Origin of the sequence: Antribacter soli (assembly GCF_021568775.1) — a bacterium.
Classification (GTDB): Bacteria; Actinomycetota; Actinomycetes; order Actinomycetales; family Cellulomonadaceae; genus Antribacter; species Antribacter soli.
In genome coordinates this window covers 1-21,306 of sequence record NZ_JAKGSG010000058.1, presented here as the reverse complement: position 1 = coordinate 21,306, position 21,306 = coordinate 1, and the positions used below count along the sequence as shown (strand labels likewise).

The following is a 21,306-nucleotide window of genomic DNA, read 5'->3' as shown; positions in this document are numbered from 1 at the left end:
CGCGGGCCCGGTCGTGGCCCGCCCCGCGTGAGAGACTGTGCGGCGATGTCCACTTCAGCTGAGTCCTCTCCCGCCGGCGCGCCCGTGCAGGCCGCCGTCACGCCCGCCAGGCGCCGCTCGCTCGTCGCGGCGACGGGCGTGCTGGCCGCCGTGGTCCTCGCGGCCGACCAGCTCACCAAGTGGTGGGCCGAGTCGGCGTTGACCGTCGGTGGCGACCCGGTGCCGGTGCTCGGCGAGCTGCTGCAGCTCCGGCTGATCTACAACCCTGGAGCGGCGCTGTCGATCGCCACGGGCATGACGTGGCTGCTGACGATCATCGTGGTCGTGGTCGTGGTCGTGATCGTGCGGATGATCGGGCGGATCGGGTCGCGCGGCTGGGCTGTGGCGCTCGGCCTGCTCCTCGGTGGGGCGGTGGGCAACCTCGTGGACCGCCTGGCGCGCGAGCCAGGTTTCGCGCGCGGCTACGTCGTGGACTTCATCGACTACGCCGGGTTCTTCGTCGGGAACGTCGCCGACATCGCCATCGTCGCCGCGGCCGTGCTCATCGGCGTGCTGTCCCTGGTCGGCATCGGCGTCGACGGGCGACGCCATGCCGACGGCGAGGCGACATCGGGAGGCGACGGGACCGGCGTCGAGCAGCCGGGTGCGTCCGACGACGGCGCGTCCGACGACGGCGCGGCCGACGACCGTACTGACGCTGCCGGCGACGCCGGCGACGGAACCGCGCGCTGATGCCGCTGCGGACACTCCCCGTCCCCGAAGGCCTCGCCGGCGACCGGGTCGACGCCGTGCTGGCGCGGATGCTCGGGTTCTCCCGCACGCGAGCGGCCGAGCTGGCCGAGTCCGGCGCGGTGCGCCTGGACGGCAAGGAGGTCGGCAAGTCCGACCGAGTAGCCGCGGGCGGGTGGCTCGAGGTCGACATTCCCGACCCGGCCGCCGCCGTGCAGGTCGAGCCCGAGCCGGTGCCCGGGATGGGCATCGTCTACGACGACGACGACCTCGTGGTGATCGACAAGCCGGTGGGCGTGGCGGCTCACCCGTCACCTGGCTGGACGGGGCCGACGGTGGTCGGTGCGCTGGCCGCGGCCGGGTACCGCGTCTCGACGTCGGGCGCGGCGGAGCGCCAGGGCATCGTGCACCGGCTCGACGTCGGCACGTCGGGGTTGATGGTGGTCGCGAAGAGCGAGGCCGCGTACTCCGGGCTCAAGCGGGCGTTCAAGGAGCGCACGGTCGACAAGGTCTACCACGCGCTCGTGCAGGGGCACCCGGACCCGACGACCGGGACGATCGACGCGCCGATCGGTCGTCATCCCACGTCGGACTGGAAGTTCGCGGTCACCGCCGCCGGGAAGCCGTCGGTGACGCACTACGAGACGCTCGAGATGCTGCCCGCGGCGTCGCTCGTCGAGGTGCACCTCGAGACGGGACGCACCCACCAGATCCGGGTGCACTTCGCGGCGCTGCGCCACCCCCTCGTGGGCGACCTCACGTACGGCGCGGACCCCGTGCTCGCGTCCCGTACGGGGCTGACGCGGCAGTGGCTGCACGCGATGCGGCTCGGTTTCGAGCACCCGATGACGGGCCGCTGGATCGAGGTGTCGAGCGAGTACCCGGCGGACCTGGCTCACGCTCTGGACGTGGTCGGCGGGGCCTATCGCTGACGAGCCCGCCGCGGGATCGCCGGTGTGAGAAGGCCCTCGGCGGGGGGCCGCGGCAGTGTCGGTGACCCGTCCTAGACTCGCTGACATGCCGACCGCAGCACAGGACTTCGTCCACCTCCACGTCCACACCGAGTACTCGATGCTCGACGGTGCGGCGCGGATCGGCGACCTGTTCAAGGAGGTTCAGCGCCTCGGGCAGACGGCGATCGCGACGACGGACCACGGGTACGTCTTCGGCGCGTTCGAGTTCTGGTCGAAGGCGAAGGCGGCGGGCATCAAGCCGATCATCGGCGTCGAGGCATACGTCACCCCGGGCACGAGCCGGTTCGACCAGACGCGCGTGCGCTGGGGCCAGCCGGGCCAGGAGGGCGACGACGTCTCGGCGCGCGGCGCCTACACGCACATGACGCTGCTGGCCCGGAACACCGAGGGCATGCACAACCTGTTCCGGGCGTCGTCGCTCGCCTCGCTCGAGGGGCAGATGGGCAAGTGGCCGCGCATGGACCGCGACCTGCTCGAGCGGTACGGCAAGGGGCTGACCGCCACGAGCGGGTGCCCGTCGGGCGAGATCCAGACGCGGCTGCGCCTGGGCCAGTGGGACGAGACCGTGCGGGCCGCCGGCGAGCTGCAGGACATCTTCGGCAAGGAGTACTTCTACATCGAGCTGATGGATCACGGGCTCGACATCGAGACCCGGGTGACCAAGCAGCTCCTGGAGCTCTCGAAGACGATCGGCGCGCCGCTGGTGGCGACGAACGACCTGCACTACGTGCGCGAGGAGGACGCGTCGTCGCAGGAGGCCCTGCTGGCGATCAACTCGGGCTCGACATTGGACGACCCGGACCGGTTCAAGTTCGACGGAACCGGTTATTACGTCAAGTCGGCCGAAGAGATGCGCCGGGTGTTCGCGGAGCTTCCGGAGGCGTGCGACAACACGCTCCTCATCGCCGAGCAGTGCGAGGTGGAGTTCAACACCTCCGCGAACTACATGCCGCGGTATCCCGTCCCCGAGGGCGAGGACGAGACCAGCTGGTTCGTCAAGGAGGTCGAGCGTGGCCTGCACGCGCGCTACCCGGGCGGCATCCCCGACCAGGTGCGCGAGCGCGCGAACTACGAGACCCAGATCATCGTCCAGATGGGCTTCCCGGGGTACTTCCTCGTGGTCGCCGACTTCATCAACTGGGCCAAGGACAACGGGATCCGCGTGGGGCCCGGGCGTGGGTCCGGCGCCGGGTCCATGGCCGCGTACGCGATGCGGATCACCGACCTGGACCCGATCCCGCACGGCCTGATCTTCGAGCGGTTCCTCAACCCTGACCGCGTGTCGATGCCCGACTTCGACGTCGACTTCGACGAGCGCCGGCGCGGGGAGGTCATCAGGTACGTCACCGAGAAGTACGGCGAGGACCGCGTCGCGCAGATCGTGACCTACGGGACCATCAAGGCCAAGCAGGCCCTGAAGGACTCCGCGCGCCTGCTCGGGATGCCGTACGCGATGGGCGAGAAGCTCACCAAGGCGATGCCGCCGGCCATCATGGGCAAGGACATCTCGCTCGGCGGGATCTTCAACCCTGAGGACAAGCGGTACAACGAGGCCGAGGAGTTCCGGCAGGTCCACAACACCGACCCGGAGGCGCAGCGGGTCGTCGAGCTGGCCCGCGGTATCGAGGGCCTGAAGCGCCAGTGGGGCGTGCACGCCGCCGGCGTCATCATGTCGAGCGACCCGCTGATCGACATCATCCCCATCATGCGGCGCCCGCAGGACGGCGCGGTGATCACGCAGTTCGACTACCCCACGTCCGAGGGCCTCGGCCTCATCAAGATGGACTTCCTGGGGTTGCGCAACCTCACGATCCTCGACGACGCGCTCGAGAACATCGTGATGAACGGCAAGACGCCGCTCGACCTCGAGGCGCTCGCCCTGGACGACGTCGAGACGTACCAACTGCTCGCCCGCGGTGACACCCTCGGCGTGTTCCAGCTCGACGGCGGCCCCATGCGGTCCCTGCTGCGGCTCATGAAGCCTGACAACTTCGAGGACATCTCCGCCGTCCTGGCGCTGTACCGCCCGGGTCCGATGGGCGTGAACTCGCACACGAACTACGCGCTGCGCAAGAACGGCCAGCAGGAGAACACCCCGATCCACCCGGAGCTCGCCGAGCCGCTGGCGGACATCCTGGACACGACGTACGGCCTCATCGTGTACCAGGAGCAGGTCATGGCCACGGCTCAGCGGGTCGCCGGATACACGCTCGGCCAGGCCGACCTGCTGCGCCGCGCCATGGGCAAGAAGAAGAAGTCCGAGCTGGACAAGCAGCAGGAGATCTTCTTCGGCGGCATGACGGAGCGGGGCTTCTCCAAGGAGGCCCAGCGCCAGCTGTGGAACGTCCTCGAGTCGTTCGCGGACTACGCGTTCAACAAGGCGCACACCGCCGCCTACGGCCTCGTGTCCTACTGGACCGCGTACCTCAAGGCGCACTACCCGGGCGAGTACATGGCCGGCCTCCTCACGAGCGTGCGGGACGACAAGGACAAGTCGGCCCTCTACCTCAACGAGTGCCGCCGCATGGGCATCACGGTGCTCCCGCCGGACGTGAACTCGTCGTCGGCCAACTTCACGGCCGTGGGGAAGGACATCCGCTTCGGCCTGACCGCCGTGCGGAACGTGGGACGCAACGTCGTGGACGCGATCGTGGCGAGCCGCGAGGAGAAGGGCGACTTCACGTCATTCCAGGACTTCCTCGACAAGGTTCCCGCGGTGGTCTGCAACAAGCGGACCATCGAGTCCCTGATCAAGGCGGGCGCGTTCGACTCGCTCGGCCACACGCGCCGGTCGCTCCTCGTCATCCACGAGCAGGCGGTCGACGCGGTGATCAGCGTCAAGCGCAAGGAGGCGGAGGGCCAGTTCGACCTGTTCGCCGACTTCGGCGGGGGCGACGACGAACCCGGGCTCGGCTTCTCGATCGACGTGCCGGAGCTGCCGGACTGGGACAAGAAGCAGAAGCTGGCGTTCGAGCGCGAGATGCTCGGCCTCTACGTCTCGGACCACCCGCTGTCCGGCCTGGAGCACGTGCTGTCCCGCGCCGCGGACACGTCGATCGCGGCCCTCATGGCGGACGAGCACAGGCCGGACAACTCGGTGGTGACCGTCGCCGGCCTGCTCACGTCCGTCCAGCGCAAGATGAGCAAGAACGGCAACCCCTGGGCCGCGGTGACGATCGAGGACCTGGAGGGCGCGGTCGAGGTCATGTTCTTCGGCGAGACCTACCTGGCCTACTCGACGGTCCTCGCCGAGGACCAGGTCGTGGTGCTACGTGGCAAGGTGCGCCGCCGCGACGAGACGATGCAGCTGCAGGCCATGGAGGTCGCGCTGCCCGACGTGACGACGGTGGCCGACTCGCCGCTGGCCGTGACCGTGCCGCACACGCGGTGCGTCGAGCCCGTGATGGTGCGGCTGCGCGAGGTGCTCGCCACCCACCCGGGCTCGGCAGAGGTGCACGTTGCGGTCGCCGAGCCGGGGAAGCGGACGGTGGTCCGGGCCGCGGACACGCTGCGGGTGGACAAGACGCCCGCGCTCTTCGGAGACCTCAAGGCGCTGCTCGGCCAGAACTGCCTGTCGTGATCGGCGGCACGGAGGCGGGCGCGGCCGCCGTCGTCGGCGTTGAGGGCCAGGAGGCGGCACCCGGTCAGGAGTCCGGGACGGCTCCCGGTCAGGAGTCCGAGGCGGCTCCCGGCCAGGAGGCGCGCGACACGTCCGCCGACATTCGCTTCCGCGTGGTTCCGGCCGTATACGTCCTGCTCCGTCGCGAGGGGCCGAGTCCTTCCGGCTTCCGCCCCGCGTCGTCCGGCCTGGACCCTTCGGGAGGCGTGCCTCAGGTGCTGCTGCAGCTCCGGCAGAACACGGGCTACCGCGACGGGCACTGGGCAGCCGCGGCGGCCGGACACGTCGAGCGCGACGAGTCCGTGCTCGAGGCGGCGGTCCGGGAGGTGCGCGAGGAGCTGGGGATCGAGGTCGACCCGGCGGACCTGGTGCCGCTCACCGCGATGCACCGGGGCGAGCGGGGCGGGCCGGCGATCGAGCAGCGCGTCGACTTCTTCTTCGAGACCACCCGCTGGTCGGGCACGCCCGTGCTGCAGGAGGCGGACAAGGCGGCCGACCTGCGCTGGTTCTCGTTCGTCGCCCTGCCCGACCCGATAGTGCCGCACGAGCTGGCGGTCCTGCGCGCGATCCACGACGGCCACGTCCCGCCGGTGATGACGTTCGGCTTCTGACCCGTTGTCCGGGGTCCGGGGTCCCGGTGGCGGGCATCCGGCACCGGATGCCCGCGCTCCACAGCGCCGATCAGTGGAACCGGCCGCGCACCGCCTCGCCGTGCGCGGGCAGGTCCTCGTCGTTGGCGACGGCGACGATGCGGTCGGCGAGCTCGCCGAGGGCCTCGCGCGTGTAGTCGATGACCTGCACGGACCGGAGGAAGCTGTGCACGCCGAGCCCGCTCGCGAAGTGGGCAGAGCCGCCGGTGGGCAGGACGTGGTTGGAACCCGCCATGTAGTCGCCGAGCGAGACCGGCGACCACGGGCCCACGAAGATCGCGCCCGCGCTGCGCACCCGGGCGGCCACGCCCGCAGCGTCCTCGGTCTGCACCTCGAGGTGCTCCGCGCCGTAGGCGTCGACGACCACGAGGCCCGCCTCGATGTCGTCGACCAGCACGATCGCCGACTGCGGGCCGTCGAGCGCCTGCGCGACGCGGGCTGCGTGCTTGGTCCCGGAAGCGAGGTCCATGGCCCGCGCCTCGACCGCGTTCGCGAGCTCGACAGATGGCGTCACCAGCACGGACGCGGCCATCGTGTCGTGCTCGGCCTGGCTGATGAGGTCGAGGGCGACGTGCCCCGGGTCGGCGGTGGCGTCAGCGAGCACGGCGATCTCGGTAGGCCCGGCCTCGGCGTCGATGCCGACCGTGCCGCGCACGAGGCGCTTGGCGGCGGCGACGTACACGTTGCCCGGCCCGGTGACGACGTCCACCGGCTCGCACAGCACCTCGCCGTCCTGCGGCTCGCTGCCCTCGGCCCCGTACGCGAACATCGCGATGGCCTGCGCCCCGCCGACGGCGTACACCTCGGCCACGCCGAGCAGCTCGCACGCCGCGAGGATCGTCGGGTGCGGCAGGCCGCCGTTGTCCTTCTGCGGCGGCGACGCGACGGCGAGCTCGGGCACACCCGCCTCCTGCGCGGCGACGACGTTCATGATCACCGACGAGGGGTACACCGCCAGGCCACCCGGTGCGTACAGTCCGACGCGCTGTACCGGGATCCAGCGCTGGCCGACGACGGCGCCCGGCGCGAGCTCGGTGACGTGGTCCGCCGGGACCTGGGCGGCGTGCACCGTGCGGACCCGGCGGATCGCCTCCTCGAGGCCCGCCCGCACGGCGGGGTCGAGGTCGGCCAAGGCGTCTGCGAGGGCCACGGCCGGCACGCGCAGGTGCTCGGGGCGCACGCCGTCGAAGCGCTCCGCGATGGCGCGCAGAGCCGCGGCGCCGCCCGTGCGCACCTCGCGCAGGATCGGCTCGACGGCCCGCACCGCGTCGTCCACGCCCACCTCGGCGCGCGGGAGGACGGCGAGCAGGTCGCGCCTGGTCAGGCGGCGGCCACGGAGGTCGATGCGCTGGATCACCCCGCCAGTCTATTTCCGGCTCCGGCGCGAGGCGGGTCGCGTCTCACAGCACCGGGCTCGACGGACGACGGCGGTCCGCGCGCCGGGCACCCGACGCCCCCCACGGGGTGCGGGACAATGGGGGCATGTCCCAGCAGCCCGTCCCCGTACCGATCCGTGACGACGTGATCCGGCTCGGCCAGTTCCTCAAGCTCGCCGACCTCGCGGAGTCCGGCACCCAGGCTCGCGACCTCGTCGCCGACGGCGAGGTGCGGGTTAACGGCGAGGTCGAGACGCGTCGCGGGCGCCAGCTCGTAAAGGGCGACCTCGTGGCGGTCGCGACGCCGCAGGGCGACCAGCGCGCCGTCGTCGCCTGACCCCTGAGCCGGTCGCAGCAGGCCCGCGGGAACGGGTCAGGACGACATGTACGTCGACGCCATGACCCGGTCGGGCGTGAGGCGGAGCACCACGCGCTGCGGGTTCTCTGGCAGCGGCCGGTACCGCCGGGCATAGCGCTCGACGGCGACGGCGACCTCCGCGGGATCGTCGACGACCTCGATCGTGCCCTCGATCGTGATCCAGCGGCCGCCCTCGACCTGGCACAGGGCCGCGCGTGCCGGTACGCCGACGCGCGAGATCGCGTTGCGCGCCTTGACGGAGTCGCGGTTCGTCGTGATCCGCACGATGCCCTGCTCGGAGTCCCACGTGAACGCCACCGGCACCACGTGCGGCGACCCGTCCTCGCGCAGCGTGGTGAGGGTGGCGAGGTGGCGCTCGGTCACGAAGACGAGCTGCTCGGGGTTCAGGCGGATCACGAGGACCGAGTCTAGGTCCGCCCGCCCCGCGCGGGCGGTGCGGGCCGTCCGGCGTCGGCGGCTCAGGCGACTTCCTTGTTCGCCTGAGCCTGCGGTTCCGCTCCGGGCGGGTGCCTCGTTCCTCGGCCCCCACCCTGCGCTGCACCTACGGCTCAGTCGACCGGCAGGCCGCGGTAGACCGCGAGGTAGCGCGCGAACTCGGTGGCCCAGTCAGCCTGCGGCCGCCCGGTCAGGTCGCCCTCGAGGCGGTCGAGGAAGTCGTGCCAGCCCGCTCCGTAGCCGCGCGCCGAGGCCTCAGGCAGGCCGCGGTGCTCGAGGGTCAGCAGCGCCCGCTGCCCGACGGCGGACGTGGTCACCTCGACCTGCGACGTCGCCTGCCCCGTGGCCTCCCAGGTCAGCAGAAGCCGCCGCCCCGGTTCGCACTCCAGGACGCGGCCCCAGTTGCGTGCGTCCTCGTCCGCGGTCTGGTCGGCCGCCGAGGGGCCGGCTGAGGTGCCGGCTGCGTCGCCCTCGGAGCCGTTGCTCGCGTCCGACATGTCGAGGTGGAAGTCGCCGCCGGCGCGCAGGTCGCCGGTGAGCGTGCCGAGCCAGCGGCCGACCCGCTCGGGGGTCGTGAGGGCGTCCCAGAGGTCGGCCGCCGAGGTGGGGTACGTGCGCTCGAAGCGCACGGCGTGCGGCGCAGCGCCACCGTCGGACGCCCCGCGCGGCGCGGTGCCACCGTCGGATGCTCCGGCCGGCGCTCCGGCCGGGGTGACTCCGAGGCGGCGCAGGACGCCGAGGTTCGGTGTGCCGGTCATGGTGCCTCCTGGATGTCCTGCCGCCCGCGCCTGCCGCGGGCGACCTCCGTGCCGAGGGCGTCGAGCCGCTGCGTCCAGAAGGCCGACACCTGATCGAGCCAGTCCTGGGCGTCGCGCAGGGCGCCGGGCGCGAGGGAGTAGACGCGCCGCTGCGCGTCGGCCGTGCTCGTGACGAGACCGGCCTCCCGCAGCACCCGCAGGTGGCGGGAGGTGCCGGGCTGGGAGAGCCCCCGCTCGTCCCGGAGCGCCTCCACGATCTCGCCCGCGGGCCGGGGGCCGTCGGCGAGGAGCTCGACGACCCGGCGCCGGACGGGGTCGCCGAGCGCGTCGAGCGTGCGGGCGGCGGAGAGGCTCACGGAAGCGACTGTATCGCTATGCGCGTATATAAGCGAGAGTGAATCCACCGGGGGCGTCGCTCGCGTCGCTCGCGTCGCTGGCTGCGACGCTTGCCGGTCGGTGCGCCCACCGGCCGCGAGGCACGCCGTCGGCGACGCCCGCCCGGTCGGTGACGACGACCGCTGCTCCGCCCGCTACCGCACCCCCAGCACGAACGGGTGCACCGCAGTCGCACCGGCCTGGCGCAGCAGGCGGGACGCGACCGTAACGGTCCAGCCGGAGTCGGTGTAGTCGTCCACGAGCAGCACGGCCCGTCCCGGCAGCCCGCGCAGCGCGCCCTCGCCGAGCTCCAGCTGCAGCCGGCGGGTCACGCCCGCGAGCCGCATCGCGGAGTTCACGTCGTGCCGCCCTGGCTGCTCCTGGCCCGGCACCGGTCCGATCGCGCCGATCAGCGGCACGCCCAGGTACCTCGCCAGGCCGGACGCCAGGTGGAACGTGAGCTGCGGCCGCGTCACAGAGCGCACGGCCACGACGCCCTGAACCAGCAGCCGCCCGGGCTCGGGCGCCCCACCGTCCGCATCGGCACCGCCCCCGCCGTCCACGACCGCCGGGATCTCGGGAGCCTCCCGCAGCGCCGCCCACTCGTCGAGCACGCGCGCAGCGGCGCGGCGCAACGGCACGGGCAGCTCACCGTCGGGCGTGGTGGGGGCGAACAGGTCGCGCAGCGGGCCGGACCAGCCGAGCCCGTCAAGACGCGCCACGGCCCGGCCGGGCTCGGCCTGCTCCTCGGCCGGGATACGCCCGCGCAGGTCGAGGCCGAGCGTGGCGAGCCCCGTGGGCCACATGCGTCGCGCCTCGATCTCGACGCCCGGCCGGTCCATCTCGGCCCGGGCCTCGGCGATCGCCTCGGCGTCGGGCGCCTCGGGCAGGTCGACGCCGCCGCAGCGGTCGCAGCGCCCGCACTCCCAGCCGGGCTCCAGCTCCGGGTCGTCGAGCTGAGCGCGCAGGAAGGCCATGCGGCAGCCCGGATCGGCGACGTAGTTCACCATCGCCTGCTGCTCGGCCGCGCGGGTCTCGGCGACGCGGGCATACCGGTCGGCGTCGTAGGACCACGGCCGGCCCGTGGCTTCCCAGCCGCCCTGCACGCGGCGGACCGCCCCGTCGACGTCGAGCACCTTGAGCATCGTCTCGAGGCGGGAGCGGCGCAGGTCCACGTGCGTCTCGAGCGCCGCGGTCGACAACGGCTTGCCGACCTCGGTCAGCGCGGCGAGCGTGGCCCGCACCTGCCCCTCGGCGGGGAACGCCTGCTCGCCGAACCAGTCCCAGATCGCCTTGTCCTCGTGACCCGGCAGCAGCACCACGACGGCCCGGTCGACGCCACGGCCCGCACGGCCCACCTGCTGGTAGTACGCGATCGGGGACGAGGGCGCCCCGAGGTGCACCACGAACGCGAGGTCGGGCTTGTCAAAGCCCATTCCGAGCGCGGACGTCGCCACCAAGGCCTTGACCCGGTTCTCCTTCAGGTCCGCCTCGAGCTGCTCGCGCTCGGCAGGCTCCGTGCGGCCCGTGTACGCGGAGACGGCGAGCCCGTGCCCGCGGAGCTGCTCGGCCACCTGCTCCGCCGCGGAGACCGTGAGGCAGTAGACGATGCCCGACCCCTCCACGTCCTGCAGCGTCTCCGCCAGCCAGGCGACGCGCGTGGGCTGGTCGCCCAGGTCCAGCACCGCCAGGTGCAGCGACTCCCGGTCCAGCCCGCCGCGCAGCACGAGCACGTCCTCGGCAGTTGCTCCGCCGGAGACGCCGAGCTGCTCGGCGACGTCCGCCGTCACCCGTGCGTTCGCCGTCGCGGTCGTCGCCAGCACCGGGATGCCCGGCGGCAGGTCGGCGAGGAGGGTCCGGATGCGACGGTAGTCGGGCCGGAAGTCGTGCCCCCAGTCCGAGATGCAGTGCGCCTCGTCGATGACGACCAGGCCGGCGTCCGCCGCGAGTCGCGGCAGCACCTCGTCGCGGAAGCCCGGGTTGTTGAGCCTCTCCGGCGAGCACAACAGCACGTCGACCTCGCCGCGCGCGATCGCGGCGTGCACCTCGGCCCACTCGGTGACGTTCGCCGAGTTGATCGTCACGGCGCGGATCCCGGCCCGCGCGGCGGCCGAGATCTGGTCCCGCATGAGGGCCAGCAGCGGGGACACGATCACCGTGGGCCCCGCGCCGCGTGCCCGAAGGAGCCGCGTGGCCACGAAGTACACGGCGGACTTGCCCCACCCGGTGCGCTGCACCACGAGCGCACGGCGGCGGAACGCGGTGAGCGCCTCGATGGCGCGCCACTGGTCCTCGCGCAGGACGGCGGTGTCCCGCCCCACCAGCTCCCGCAGTGCGACCTCGGCCTCGTCCCGCAGCGTCGCCCCGCCGTGTCCCGCGCCGTCGAGCAGCCCGCGCAGCATCGCGAGCTTCGCGGCCCGCGGATCCCGGCCGGCGCCGGCCGGGGCATCGGACCCGGCCGGCGCGCCGGGCGCGACGAGCTGCGGCAGGCGCGCTCCTTCGGGCACCGGCTCGAAGCCGGGCTCGTCCTGGGGCTCCTCCATGGCGAAAGGGAGGTCGGCGAACGGGTCGGAAGTGGTCACGCCTCGATCGTAGGGGCGACCACCCACACCGCGTCGCCCTCCGCGCGCGGCCTGTGGACAACCCCGGGAGGGGCCGGCGGGGACTGCTCGCTGTGCGGACCCGGGTGAGCCCGCCGTCGGACCCTCCGTAGACTGGGCCCGTGACCACCACCCCCAGCACGGAACGGCGGACCGTCCTGCCGATCCGCCCCGAGCTCGCCGGCGAGGAGCCGTACGGCGCCCCGCAGCTCGACGTGCCGGTGCTGCTCAACGTCAACGAGAACCCGTACCCGCCCGGCGACGACGTGGTGGCGACCATCGCGGACGAGGTGACGCGCGCTGCCCGCGGCCTGAACCGGTACCCCGACCGCGACTTCCCGGCCCTGCGCCAGGATCTCGCCGACTTCCTCGAGCTCGAGTCGGGCGTCCGCCTCACGCACGAGCAGATCTGGGCCGCGAACGGGTCGAACGAGATCATGCTGCACGTCCTGCAGGCCTTCGGCGGCCCCGGCCGCACCGCCCTGTCCTTCGCGCCCACCTACTCCATGTACCCGGAGTACGCGCGCGACACCCACACCGCGTGGGTCGCCGGGCGGCGCGAGGCGGACTTCACGCTCGACCCGCAGGCCGCCGCCGCCGCGGTCCGTGAGGTCCGTCCGTCCGTGATCCTGCTGGCCAGCCCCAACAACCCGACGGGCACCGCCCTGCCCACCGCCACGATCGAGGCCGTCTGCGAGGCGGCGCTCACGGTGGACGTCGACGGCACGGGCGCCCCCGCCGTCGTCGTGGTCGACGAGGCGTACGCGGAGTTCCGCCGCGCCGGCACGCCCTCGGCCCTGGAGCTGCTCGCGCGCTACCCGCACCTCGCGGTGACGCGCACCATGTCGAAGGCGTTCGCGCTCGCCGGCGCCCGCGTCGGCTACCTCGCCGCGTCCCGCGAGCTCGTCGACGCGCTGCGGGTCGTCCGGCTCCCGTACCACCTGAGCGCCGTCACGCAGGCGACGGCCCGCGCCGCGCTGCGCCACCGCGAGTCCCTGCTCGCCCAGGTCGACGCCCTGCGAGGCGAGCGCGACGCCCTCGTCGCGTGGCTGCGCGCCCGGCGCCACCCCGACGGCCGTCCGTTCGTGGTCGCGGAGTCCGACGCGAACTTCGTGCTCTTCGGCACGTTCGGCGACCGGCACGCCGTCTGGCAGGGCCTGCTCGACCGGGGCGTGCTCATCCGCGAGGTCGGCCCGGAGGGCTGGCTGCGCGTGTCCGTCGGCACCCCCGCCGAGACGCAGGCGTTCAAGGACGCCCTCACCCAGGTCATCGAACCGGACAGCGAGGAAGCATGAGCAGGACGGCCCGCGTCGAACGCGCCACGTCGGAGTCCAAGGTCCTCGTCGAGCTCGACCTCGACGGCACGGGCCGCACGGACATCAGCACAGGCGTGCCGTTCTACGACCACATGCTCACCGCGCTCGGCAAGCACTCCCTCATCGACCTGACCGTCCACGCGACGGGCGACACCCACATCGACGCCCACCACACCGTCGAGGACGTCGCCATCTGCATCGGCCAGGCCCTGCGCGAGGCGCTCGGCGACAAGGCCGGGATCGCCCGCTTCGGCGACGCGACCGTGCCGCTCGACGAGGCGCTGGCGCTCGCGGTCGTGGACGTGTCCGGCCGCCCCTACCTGGTGCACGAGGGGGAGCCGGCCGGGCAGGAGTACCACCTCATCGGCGGGCACTTCACGGGATCGCTGACCCGGCACGTCCTGGAGTCGCTCGCGCACCACGCCAGCATCTGCCTCCACGTGCGCGTGCTGGCCGGCCGCGACCCGCACCACATCGTCGAGGCCCAGTTCAAGGCGCTGGCCCGCGCGCTGCGCGCCGCCGTCGCCCTCGACCCGCGCGTCGAGGGCATCCCGTCCACGAAGGGTGCGCTGTAACCGCATGACCGACACCCCGAACGAGAAGCCTGGCACGCCGGAGATCCCCGACGACCTGGGTGACCTCGGAGACCTCGAGTTCGAGATCCCCGATGACCTCTCGGCGCTCACCGAACCCACGACCGACCCCGACCTCGCGATCCTGATCACGCAGATCGCGGGAGCCGAGCCGCTCGCCGCGGCCTGCTCGCTCGCGGGTCTCGACGTCGACGCCGTCCCGACCGCGGTCGGCGCCCTCGCCGTGCTGCGCGACCGCGCGGGGGACGCCTCCGAGCGAGCCGCCGCCGCGATCTCGCAGCTCGTCCGCGGCGTGCCGCTGATCCTCGTGACGCGCCGCGGTGAGCAGCTCACCGCGATCCGGTTCACGGACGGCGAGCGCGGTGACGAGCTTTCCCCGGGCCTCGTCCTGGGCGGCGCGCCCGAGGAGCTCGAGGACCTGCTGACCGGCTTCCGCGCGGTCGCGGACCTGCCGGGCGTCATGGCATCGAAGGACATCAGCCGGTTCAAGGCGATGCGCCTCCTCACCTCGGCGGCGCGGCGCGCCCGGAAGAAGCAGTGATGGGCTCTCCGAGCGTCGTCGTCCTCGACTACGGCTTCGGCAACGTCCGCTCCGCCGTCCGTGCGCTCGAGCGCGTCGGTGCGGAGGTCGAGCTCACGGCCGACCGTTCGGCGGCCCAGGAGGCGGACGGCCTCCTCGTGCCGGGCGTCGGCGCGTTCGCGGCCTGCATGGAGGGCCTGCGCGCCGTGCGCGGCGACGAGGTGGTGGATCGCCGCCTCGCCGGCGGGCGGCCCGTCCTCGGCATCTGCGTGGGCATGCAGATCATGTTCACGGAGGGCGTCGAGCACGGTCAGCACGCCGCCGGGCTGGGGGAGTGGGCCGGGACCGTGACCCGGCTCGACGCGCCCGTGGTGCCGAACATGGGCTGGTCCAGGGTCGAGGCACCCGAGGGTTCCGTCCTGTTCGAGGGCGTGCGCGACGAGCGGTTCTACTTCGTGCACTCCTACGCCGCGCAGGAGTTCACGCAGGGTCACGACGACCTCGCGAGCCCCCGCTTCACGCCGCCCCTCGTCACCTGGGCGCACCACGGGACGGCGGAGCACGGCGCGCGGTTCGTGGCGGCCGTCGAGGACGGCCCGCTCGCCGCTACGCAGTTCCACCCGGAGAAGTCCGGCGACGCCGGCGCCACCCTGCTCGAGAACTGGGTGCGCTCGCTCGCCTGAGCGCACCGTTTCACAGGTGCCCGACGGCGGACGGGTCGCCCCTGCGGACGCGTCCCGTCCGCAGGCGGACCAGAGCTTCAGGGCGCCGGTCCCCGCCGCCCGGACGGCGTCGGGCACCACCGAACGAAGGAGAGACATGACCGACCGACTCGTGCTGCTGCCCGCCGTCGACGTCGCCGACGGCCAGGCCGTACGCCTGGTCCAGGGCGAGGCCGGCTCCGAGACCTCGTACGGCGACCCGCTGGCCGCCGCCCTCGACTGGCAGGCCGGCGGGGCCGAGTGGATCCACCTCGTCGACCTCGACGCCGCGTTCGGGAGGGGCTCCAACGCGGAGCTGCTCGCCGACGTCGTGACGCGGCTCGACGTGCAGGTCGAGCTCTCCGGCGGGATCCGCGACGATGCCTCGCTCGAGCGCGCGCTGGCCACCGGCGCCCGCCGGGTCAACATCGGCACGGCCGCCCTCGAGGACCCGGCATGGACCGCGAAGGTCATCGCCGAGTACGGCGACCGCGTCGCCGTCGGCCTCGATGTGCGGGGCACCACGCTGGCCGCGCGCGGCTGGACGCAAGAGGGCGGGGACCTCTGGGAGGTGCTCGCGCGTCTCGACGAGGCGGGCTGCTCCCGCTACGTGGTCACCGACGTGACGAAGGACGGCACGCTGCGCGGGCCGAACCTCGAGCTGCTGAGCGAGGTCGCCTCGCGCACCTCCGCCGCGGTGGTCGCGTCCGGCGGGATCTCCTCGCTCGACGACCTGCGGGCGCTGCGCTCCCTCACGCCGCGGATCGAGGGCGCCGTCGTCGGCAAGGCCCTGTACGCGCGCGCGTTCACGCTCCCCGAGGCGCTCGACGTGGCAGGCCGGCCGTGAGTGCGGCCCCGTTCGCCAAGGGCGGCGGGAAGTCGATCCAGCCGACCTCCAGCTTCGCCGGTGACGACGGGTCCGCCGACCCCGAGCTCGCCGCCCTGATGGCCGGCCACGCGGCCGGCACCACGCCCCTGCGCGACGTCGTGGCGCGGCTCGCCGCGACGCGCGTGCTGGTGCCGGTGCTCGCCGAGCTCGGCGCCGTCGAGGAGACGCCGGACGGGCTGCACGTCGACAAGGAGGCGGCGGCCGGCGTCGTCGCGCTCGAGGCGCCCGACGGCCGCCGCGCGCTGCCGGTGTTCACGTCGGTCGCGTCCATGGCCGCGTGGCGCGCCGACGCCCGGCCCGTCCCCGTCGAGGCGCCGCGCGCCGCGCTGTCCGCCGTCAGCGAGGACTGGGCGCTGCTCGTCGTCGACCCGGGCGGACCCGTCACCGTCCTCGTCCCGCGCCCGGCCGTCTGGGCGCTGGCGCAGGGTCGCGAGTGGCGCCCCGCGCTCGTGCCAGGGGCCGACGGGCCCACCGTGGATCCCGAGGTGGCCTCCGCCGTGACGGTGGCCGCCGCGCCCGTTCAGCACGTCGTGCGGGCGCACGCCGAGCCCGGCCGCAAGGCCGAGGTCGCGGTGGTGCTGGCGCTGGACCCCGGCCTCGACCGCGCCGGTCTGGACGCGGTGCTCGCTCAGGTCAACGCGCGCCTCGGGGCGTCGGACGTGATCTCCGAGCGCGTGGACTCGCTCGAGCTGCGGATCGGCGCCGCGCGGTAGACGATCACCGGCCGGATGCCGTCAGTTGCAGGTCGCGGCCGGTGTGAACGAGGCGTCGTCGTCGAGCATCTGCTGCAGCGTCGACAGCGGCACGAGCAGGCTCTGCCCGTCCGCCGTCTTCGCGTAGACGACCCCGATGACGTGTCCCTCCTCGTCGAGCGCGGCGGACCCCGACGAACCGGGCTCGACCGGCGCGTCCGTGACCAGCACCTCGCCCAGGTTGGCGTTGAGCGGGTCGTGCGCGGTGCCGATGACGGTGCCCGTCGTCACGGTGAGCGCGCCGCCCTCCGGGTAGCCCACGACCGTGACGGGGTCGCCCGCGACCGGGTCGCCCTCGGCGAGGTCGGGATAGGAGGGCAGCGGGTCCTCCGTGCGGACCACGGCCAGGTCGGCCAGAGCGGCCGTGCTCGCGGTGTCGACGGCGATGTCGCGGCCGTCGTACGTGCTGACCTCGAGCTCCGCCGAGTCCGCGACGACGTGCTTGTTCGTGATGAGCGTGTGCTCGTCGATCGCGAACCCGGACCCGGTGGACAGGGCGCTGCAGCCGACGTTCCGGATCCGCACCGCCATCCGCTCGACGGCGTCGAAGCCGTCGGGGGAGAGGTTCTCGGCGCCTTCGGGCGCCAGCGACGGCGCGACGGTGGGCACGATGTCGACCGGCACCGGCTCCGGCAACGGCGGCAGCACGCCGCAGCCGGCGGTCGTGACCGCGACGACGACGGCGGCCCCGCAGGCCGCGGCGAGCCGGTGTCTCACTGCTGAAGCTCCTGCTGCAGCGCCGTGTTCGCGTCCTTCGCCTGCGTGCACAGGTCCGCGACCTGGGTCTCGAAGCGTTCGAGGTCGGCGGGGTCGTACGAGTCGGCGTCCTTGAGGTAGCCGATGAGCTCCTGCTGCCCGTCCGTGCACTGGCCCAGCGCGGTGGCCACGACACCTGCGGCCTCGCTCACGCGCCGCTGGTACTCGAGGTACTGCTGCGACGCGACGTTCTCGTCACCGAGCTGTGCCTTCTCGTTCGCCAGGTCCGTGATCCGGTCGGTGGCGGTCGCGAGCTGTTCCCGTGCCGACGTCAGCTCGGCGTTCACGCCGTCGAGCTGCAGCCGAAGGTCCGCGACCTCGCGGGCGTACCCGCCGGCCTCGGCCTCCCACTCCGCGCTCGTGTCCCGCCAGCGCTCCGTGGTCACCCACAGGTAGGTGCCCAACGCGACGGCGGCGGCCAGCAGCACGGCGAGCACGGGGGTAGCCCGCCCGCGGCGGCGCTCCTGTCCGACGCCGGAGACCGGCTCGTACACCTGGGCAGCTCCGTACGCGGAGCCCACCCCCTGGTCGGCCCCTGGGGGCGTGGGGGCGGCGGCCGGCGGGACGGAGGGCGGCAACGGCGACGCTGGGTTCGTGGACATGAGGCCTTCGGGAAGCTGGGATCAGACTCAGACGACGGAGCCGGTGTACTTCTCGCCCGGGCCCTCGCCCGGGGCGTCCGGGATCACGGACGCCTCGCGGAAAGCGAGCTGCAGGGAGCGCAGCCCGTCGCGCAGCGACCGTGCGTGCTGGCTGCCGATGTCGGGGGCGCTGGCCGTGACCAGCGCGGCGAGCGCGTTGATCAGCTTGCGCGCCTCGTCGAGGTCCAGGTCGCCCCGCTCGTCGGCGTCCTCGGCGAGGCCGCACTTCACGGCCGCGGCGCTCATCAGGTGCACGGCGGCGGTCGTGATGACCTCGACGGCGGCGACGTCGGCGATGTCGCGCGTCGCGTCGACGACGTCGGCCTCGAAGCCCTCGGGTGCGGCGTTCTCGCTGGTGGTGCTCATAGGCCTATCCTTCCACGGCCTTGAGGCCGGGTCCCACGCGGGAACCCTCGGACCCCCCACCGCCCGCTTGTCTTGACTCATTCAAGAAAACCGGCGACGCTTGGGGCGTGACCACGGCCGAGCAGATCGAGCGGACGCTGCGCGCGGCCGGGCTCCGGGTGACCCGCCCGCGCGTCGCGGTGCTGACTGCCCTGACCGCCCACCCGCACGCCGACGCGGGCGCCGTGCTCGCCGTCGTCCGCGAGGACCTGCCCGATGTCTCCCACCAGGCCGTGTACGACTCGCTGCACGCGCTGACCGCCGCCGGCGTGGTGCGCTGCATCCAGCCCTCCGGCGCCACGGCCCGCTACGAGACCCGGATCGGGGACAACCACCACCACGTCGTCTGCCGCGAGTGCGGGGACATCGCCGACGTCGACTGCGCGGTCGGCGAGGCCGCCTGCCTGACCGCCTCCGACGACCACGGCTTCACCATCGACGAGGCGGAGGTCACGTACTGGGGCCTGTGCCCCCGCTGCGCCGCCGCCCGGTCGACACGAGCCACCACGTAACACCGACCCCAACAATGGAGGTACTGCATGTCTGAGACGCAAGCGCCGGAGACCGTCGCCCCGACGGAGGCGACCGCCACGACGGGCGGCTGCCCGTTCGGGCACGGCGCCCGCAAGCACCCGACCCAGGGTTCCGCCAACAGCGAGTGGTGGCCGAACCGCCTGAACCTGAAGATCCTGGCGAAGAACACGGCGGAGCGCGACCCGCTCGGCCGGGACTTCGACTACGCCGAGGCGTTCGCCTCGCTCGACCTCGACGGGGTCAAGGCGGACCTGGCGGCCGTCATGACGGACTCGCAGGACTGGTGGCCCGCAGACTTCGGCCACTACGGCGGCCTCATGGTCCGCATGGCGTGGCACTCCGCAGGCACGTACCGCTCGCACGACGGCCGCGGCGGGGGCGGCGCGGGCATGCAGCGCTTCGCGCCGCTCAACTCCTGGCCCGACAACGGCAACCTCGACAAGGCCCGCCGCCTGCTCTGGCCGGTCAAGAAGAAGTACGGCCAGAAGATCTCCTGGGCCGACCTGATGATCCTCGCCGGCAACGTCGCACTCGAGACCATGGGCTTCAAGACGTTCGGCTTCGCCGGCGGCCGCCCCGACGTGTGGGAGGCCGACGACGACGTCTACTGGGGCCCGGAGAAGGTGTGGCTGGACGCCGAGCGGTACAAGGGCGACCGTGAGCTGGAGGCGCCGCTCGCCGCGGTCCAGATGGGCCTGATCTACGTCAACCCCGAGGGCATCGACGGCGCGGGAGACCCGGTCGCCGCGGCGCACGACATCCGCGAGACGTTCCGCCGCATGGGCATGAACGACGAGGAGACCGTCGCGCTGATCGCCGGTGGCCACTCGTTCGGCAAGACCCACGGCGCGCACCCGGACGACCAGCTCGGCCCGGACCCGGAGGCCGCGCCGCTCGAGGCGCAGGGCTTCGGCTGGAAGAACGGCTACGGCACCGGCGTCGGCGCCGATGCGCTCACGTCCGGCCTCGAGGTGACCTGGACCCAGACGCCGGTCCGATGGAGCAACGCCTTCTTCGAGAACCTGTTCGCGCACGAGTGGGAGCTGGAGCGGTCCCCGGCCGGCGCGAAGCAGTGGGTCGCGAAGGACGCCGAGGCGGTCATCCCCGCCCCGGACGAGGGCGGCGCGCTGCGTCGTCCCACCATGCTCACGACCGACCTGTCGCTGCGGCTCGACCCGGCGTACGAGCAGATCTCGCGCCGGTTCCTGGAGAACCCGGACCAGTTCGCCGACGCGTTCGCCCGCGCCTGGTTCAAGCTGACGCACCGCGACATGGGCCCGAAGACCCGCTACCTCGGCCCGGAGGTCCCGGCCGAGGACCTCGTCTGGCAGGACCCGCTGCCCGCCGCGCCCGAGCAGGTGGTCGGCGACGCCGAGATCGCGCTCCTCAAGCAGATGATCGCGGGCTCCGGTCTGACCGCCACCCAGCTCGTGTCGACCGCATGGAAGGCCGCGGCGTCCCACCGCACCTCCGACAAGCGCGGCGGCGCCAACGGCGGCCGTATCCGCCTCGAGCCGCAGCGCTCGTGGAAGGTCAACCGTCCGGAGGAGCTCGAGCCGGTCATCGCGACGCTCGAGGGCATCGTCGAGGCCTTCAACGCGACGAGCGCCGTCGAGGTGTCGTTCGCGGATGTGCTCGTCCTCGCCGGCGGCGTGGGCGTGGAGCAGGCGGCGAGGGCCGGCGGCCTCGACGTCACGGTCCCGTTCACCCCGGGCCGCGTGGACGCCACGCAGGAGCAGACCGACCCGGAGCAGTTCGCCTGGCTCGAGCCGGTCGCCGACGGCTTCCGCAACTACGACAGCGGCTTCCTCAAGCTGCCGAGCGAGTACCTGCTCGTCGACCGCGCCAACCTGCTGGGCCTCACCGCCCCGGAGATGACGGTGCTGGTCGGCGGTCTGCGGGTGCTCGGCAACAACTGGGACGGCTCGAGCCTGGGTGTCTTCACGGAGACCCCCGGCGTCCTGACGAACGACTACTTCGTCAACCTGCTCGAGCTCGGCCTCGAGTGGAAGCCTGCCGCCGACGAGCAGACGTTCACCACGACGGACGGCCGCTGGACCGCATCTCGCGTCGACCTCGTGCTCGGCTCGAACTCCGAGCTGCGCGCCCTCGCGGAGGTGTACGCCTCGGACGACGCCAAGGAGAAGTTCGGCGCCGACTTCGTCTCCGCCTGGGTCAAGGTCATGGAGCTCGACCGCTTCGACCTGCAGAAGTGACCAACCGTCGTCGGGCACGGCAGGTCGCCGTGCCCGCCGCCCGCCCCCCCCCCACCGGGGGGCGCGCAGGGTGCCCCCAGGCCGCCGA

At 73.2% G+C, this 21,306-nt stretch carries 21 protein-coding genes; 13 read left to right on the top strand and 8 right to left on the bottom strand.

Going from position 1 to position 21,306, the window contains the following annotated elements:
- Nucleotides 1–45 precede the first annotated feature (45 nt).
- From L1785_RS20245 to L1785_RS20230, 4 genes are all read left to right on the top strand, one after another.
- Complete coding sequence (locus L1785_RS20245; RefSeq protein ID WP_236091116.1) at nt 46–732, top strand: signal peptidase II; 687 nt, start codon at nt 46–48, stop codon at nt 730–732.
- Entirely contained in the window at nt 732–1,661 is a 930-nt protein-coding gene (locus L1785_RS20240) for an RluA family pseudouridine synthase (protein WP_236091115.1), read from the top strand. Before L1785_RS20245 ends, L1785_RS20240 begins: the two co-directional genes overlap by 1 nt.
- A gap of 85 nt (nt 1,662–1,746) precedes the next feature.
- Nucleotides 1,747–5,283 carry a DNA polymerase III subunit alpha gene (dnaE, locus tag L1785_RS20235; RefSeq protein ID WP_236091114.1) on the top strand — a complete coding sequence of 1,179 codons (3,537 nt, stop codon included), beginning with the start codon at nt 1,747–1,749 and terminating at the stop codon, nt 5,281–5,283.
- The gene (locus L1785_RS20230; RefSeq protein ID WP_308113392.1) at nt 5,280–5,933 is read left to right on the top strand and encodes an NUDIX hydrolase; all 654 of its coding nucleotides are present in this window, start codon (nt 5,280–5,282) and stop codon (nt 5,931–5,933) included. Before dnaE ends, L1785_RS20230 begins: the two co-directional genes overlap by 4 nt.
- Before the next feature lie 70 nt (nt 5,934–6,003).
- Here the strand turns inward: L1785_RS20230 and hisD are convergent, their stop codons facing one another.
- Complete coding sequence (hisD, locus tag L1785_RS20225) at nt 6,004–7,329, bottom strand: histidinol dehydrogenase (RefSeq protein WP_236091113.1); 1,326 nt, start codon at nt 7,327–7,329, stop codon at nt 6,004–6,006.
- Between the two features lie 125 nt (nt 7,330–7,454).
- On the opposite strand from hisD, the gene L1785_RS20220 reads away from it, so the two are divergent.
- Nucleotides 7,455–7,685, top strand: coding sequence for an RNA-binding S4 domain-containing protein (locus tag L1785_RS20220; RefSeq protein ID WP_236091112.1), 231 nt, complete (start codon nt 7,455–7,457; stop codon nt 7,683–7,685).
- Nucleotides 7,686–7,721: 36 nt separating this feature from the next.
- Here L1785_RS20220 and L1785_RS20215 read toward each other — a convergent pair whose 3' ends face one another.
- From L1785_RS20215 to L1785_RS20200, 4 genes are all read right to left on the bottom strand, one after another.
- Nucleotides 7,722–8,123, bottom strand: a complete 402-nt coding sequence (locus L1785_RS20215) for a pyridoxamine 5'-phosphate oxidase family protein (protein WP_236091111.1) — start codon at nt 8,121–8,123, stop codon at nt 7,722–7,724.
- A gap of 152 nt (nt 8,124–8,275) precedes the next feature.
- Entirely contained in the window at nt 8,276–8,920 is a 645-nt protein-coding gene (locus L1785_RS20210) for an SRPBCC family protein (protein WP_236091110.1), read from the bottom strand.
- Nucleotides 8,917–9,276 carry an ArsR/SmtB family transcription factor gene (locus L1785_RS20205; RefSeq protein WP_236091109.1) on the bottom strand — a complete coding sequence of 120 codons (360 nt, stop codon included), beginning with the start codon at nt 9,274–9,276 and terminating at the stop codon, nt 8,917–8,919. Before L1785_RS20205 ends, L1785_RS20210 begins: the two co-directional genes overlap by 4 nt.
- A gap of 174 nt (nt 9,277–9,450) precedes the next feature.
- Complete coding sequence (locus L1785_RS20200) at nt 9,451–11,697, bottom strand: RecQ family ATP-dependent DNA helicase (protein WP_236091152.1); 2,247 nt, start codon at nt 11,695–11,697, stop codon at nt 9,451–9,453.
- A gap of 320 nt (nt 11,698–12,017) precedes the next feature.
- On the opposite strand from L1785_RS20200, the gene L1785_RS20195 reads away from it, so the two are divergent.
- The 6 genes from L1785_RS20195 (at nt 12,018) to L1785_RS20170 (ending at nt 16,627) form a co-directional block, all read left to right on the top strand.
- Complete coding sequence (locus tag L1785_RS20195; protein WP_236091108.1) at nt 12,018–13,190, top strand: histidinol-phosphate transaminase; 1,173 nt, start codon at nt 12,018–12,020, stop codon at nt 13,188–13,190.
- The gene (gene hisB, locus L1785_RS20190) at nt 13,187–13,786 is read left to right on the top strand and encodes an imidazoleglycerol-phosphate dehydratase HisB (protein WP_236091107.1); all 600 of its coding nucleotides are present in this window, start codon (nt 13,187–13,189) and stop codon (nt 13,784–13,786) included. The genes L1785_RS20195 and hisB overlap by 4 nt, the downstream gene beginning before the upstream one ends.
- Before the next feature lie 4 nt (nt 13,787–13,790).
- Nucleotides 13,791–14,345, top strand: a complete 555-nt coding sequence (locus L1785_RS20185; protein ID WP_236091106.1) for a hypothetical protein — start codon at nt 13,791–13,793, stop codon at nt 14,343–14,345.
- Nucleotides 14,345–15,007: an imidazole glycerol phosphate synthase subunit HisH gene (gene hisH, locus L1785_RS20180; RefSeq protein ID WP_236091105.1), complete on the top strand. Its 663-nt coding sequence runs from the start codon at nt 14,345–14,347 to the stop codon at nt 15,005–15,007. The genes L1785_RS20185 and hisH overlap by 1 nt, the downstream gene beginning before the upstream one ends.
- A 136-nt stretch (nt 15,008–15,143) precedes the next feature.
- Entirely contained in the window at nt 15,144–15,872 is a 729-nt protein-coding gene (priA, locus tag L1785_RS20175) for a bifunctional 1-(5-phosphoribosyl)-5-((5-phosphoribosylamino)methylideneamino)imidazole-4-carboxamide isomerase/phosphoribosylanthranilate isomerase PriA (RefSeq protein WP_236091104.1), read from the top strand.
- Nucleotides 15,869–16,627 carry an SseB family protein gene (locus L1785_RS20170; protein WP_236091103.1) on the top strand — a complete coding sequence of 253 codons (759 nt, stop codon included), beginning with the start codon at nt 15,869–15,871 and terminating at the stop codon, nt 16,625–16,627. The genes priA and L1785_RS20170 overlap by 4 nt, the downstream gene beginning before the upstream one ends.
- A gap of 21 nt (nt 16,628–16,648) precedes the next feature.
- Here the strand turns inward: L1785_RS20170 and L1785_RS20165 are convergent, their stop codons facing one another.
- Genes L1785_RS20165 through L1785_RS20155 form a run of 3 tightly spaced genes read right to left on the bottom strand, consistent with a single transcriptional unit; the run spans nt 16,649 to nt 18,429 of the window.
- On the bottom strand, nt 16,649–17,383 hold the full coding sequence (locus tag L1785_RS20165; protein ID WP_236091102.1) for a S1 family peptidase: 735 nt from the start codon (nt 17,381–17,383) through the stop codon (nt 16,649–16,651).
- The gene (locus tag L1785_RS20160) at nt 17,380–18,024 is read right to left on the bottom strand and encodes a hypothetical protein (RefSeq protein ID WP_236091101.1); all 645 of its coding nucleotides are present in this window, start codon (nt 18,022–18,024) and stop codon (nt 17,380–17,382) included. Before L1785_RS20160 ends, L1785_RS20165 begins: the two co-directional genes overlap by 4 nt.
- 27 nt (nt 18,025–18,051) lie before the next feature.
- Nucleotides 18,052–18,429 (bottom strand): DUF1844 domain-containing protein, encoded by a 378-nt coding sequence (locus tag L1785_RS20155; RefSeq protein WP_236091100.1) that lies wholly within the window; start codon nt 18,427–18,429, stop codon nt 18,052–18,054.
- Nucleotides 18,430–18,536: 107 nt separating this feature from the next.
- Here L1785_RS20155 and L1785_RS20150 point away from each other — a divergent pair, with 107 nt between their 5' ends.
- A complete protein-coding gene (locus L1785_RS20150) occupies nt 18,537–18,980 on the top strand; it encodes a Fur family transcriptional regulator (protein WP_236091099.1) in 444 nt (147 codons plus the stop codon).
- A 27-nt stretch (nt 18,981–19,007) separates the two neighbouring features.
- On the top strand, nt 19,008–21,218 hold the full coding sequence (gene katG, locus L1785_RS20145) for a catalase/peroxidase HPI (RefSeq protein WP_236091098.1): 2,211 nt from the start codon (nt 19,008–19,010) through the stop codon (nt 21,216–21,218).
- The last annotated feature ends 88 nt before the right edge of the window (nt 21,219–21,306 follow it).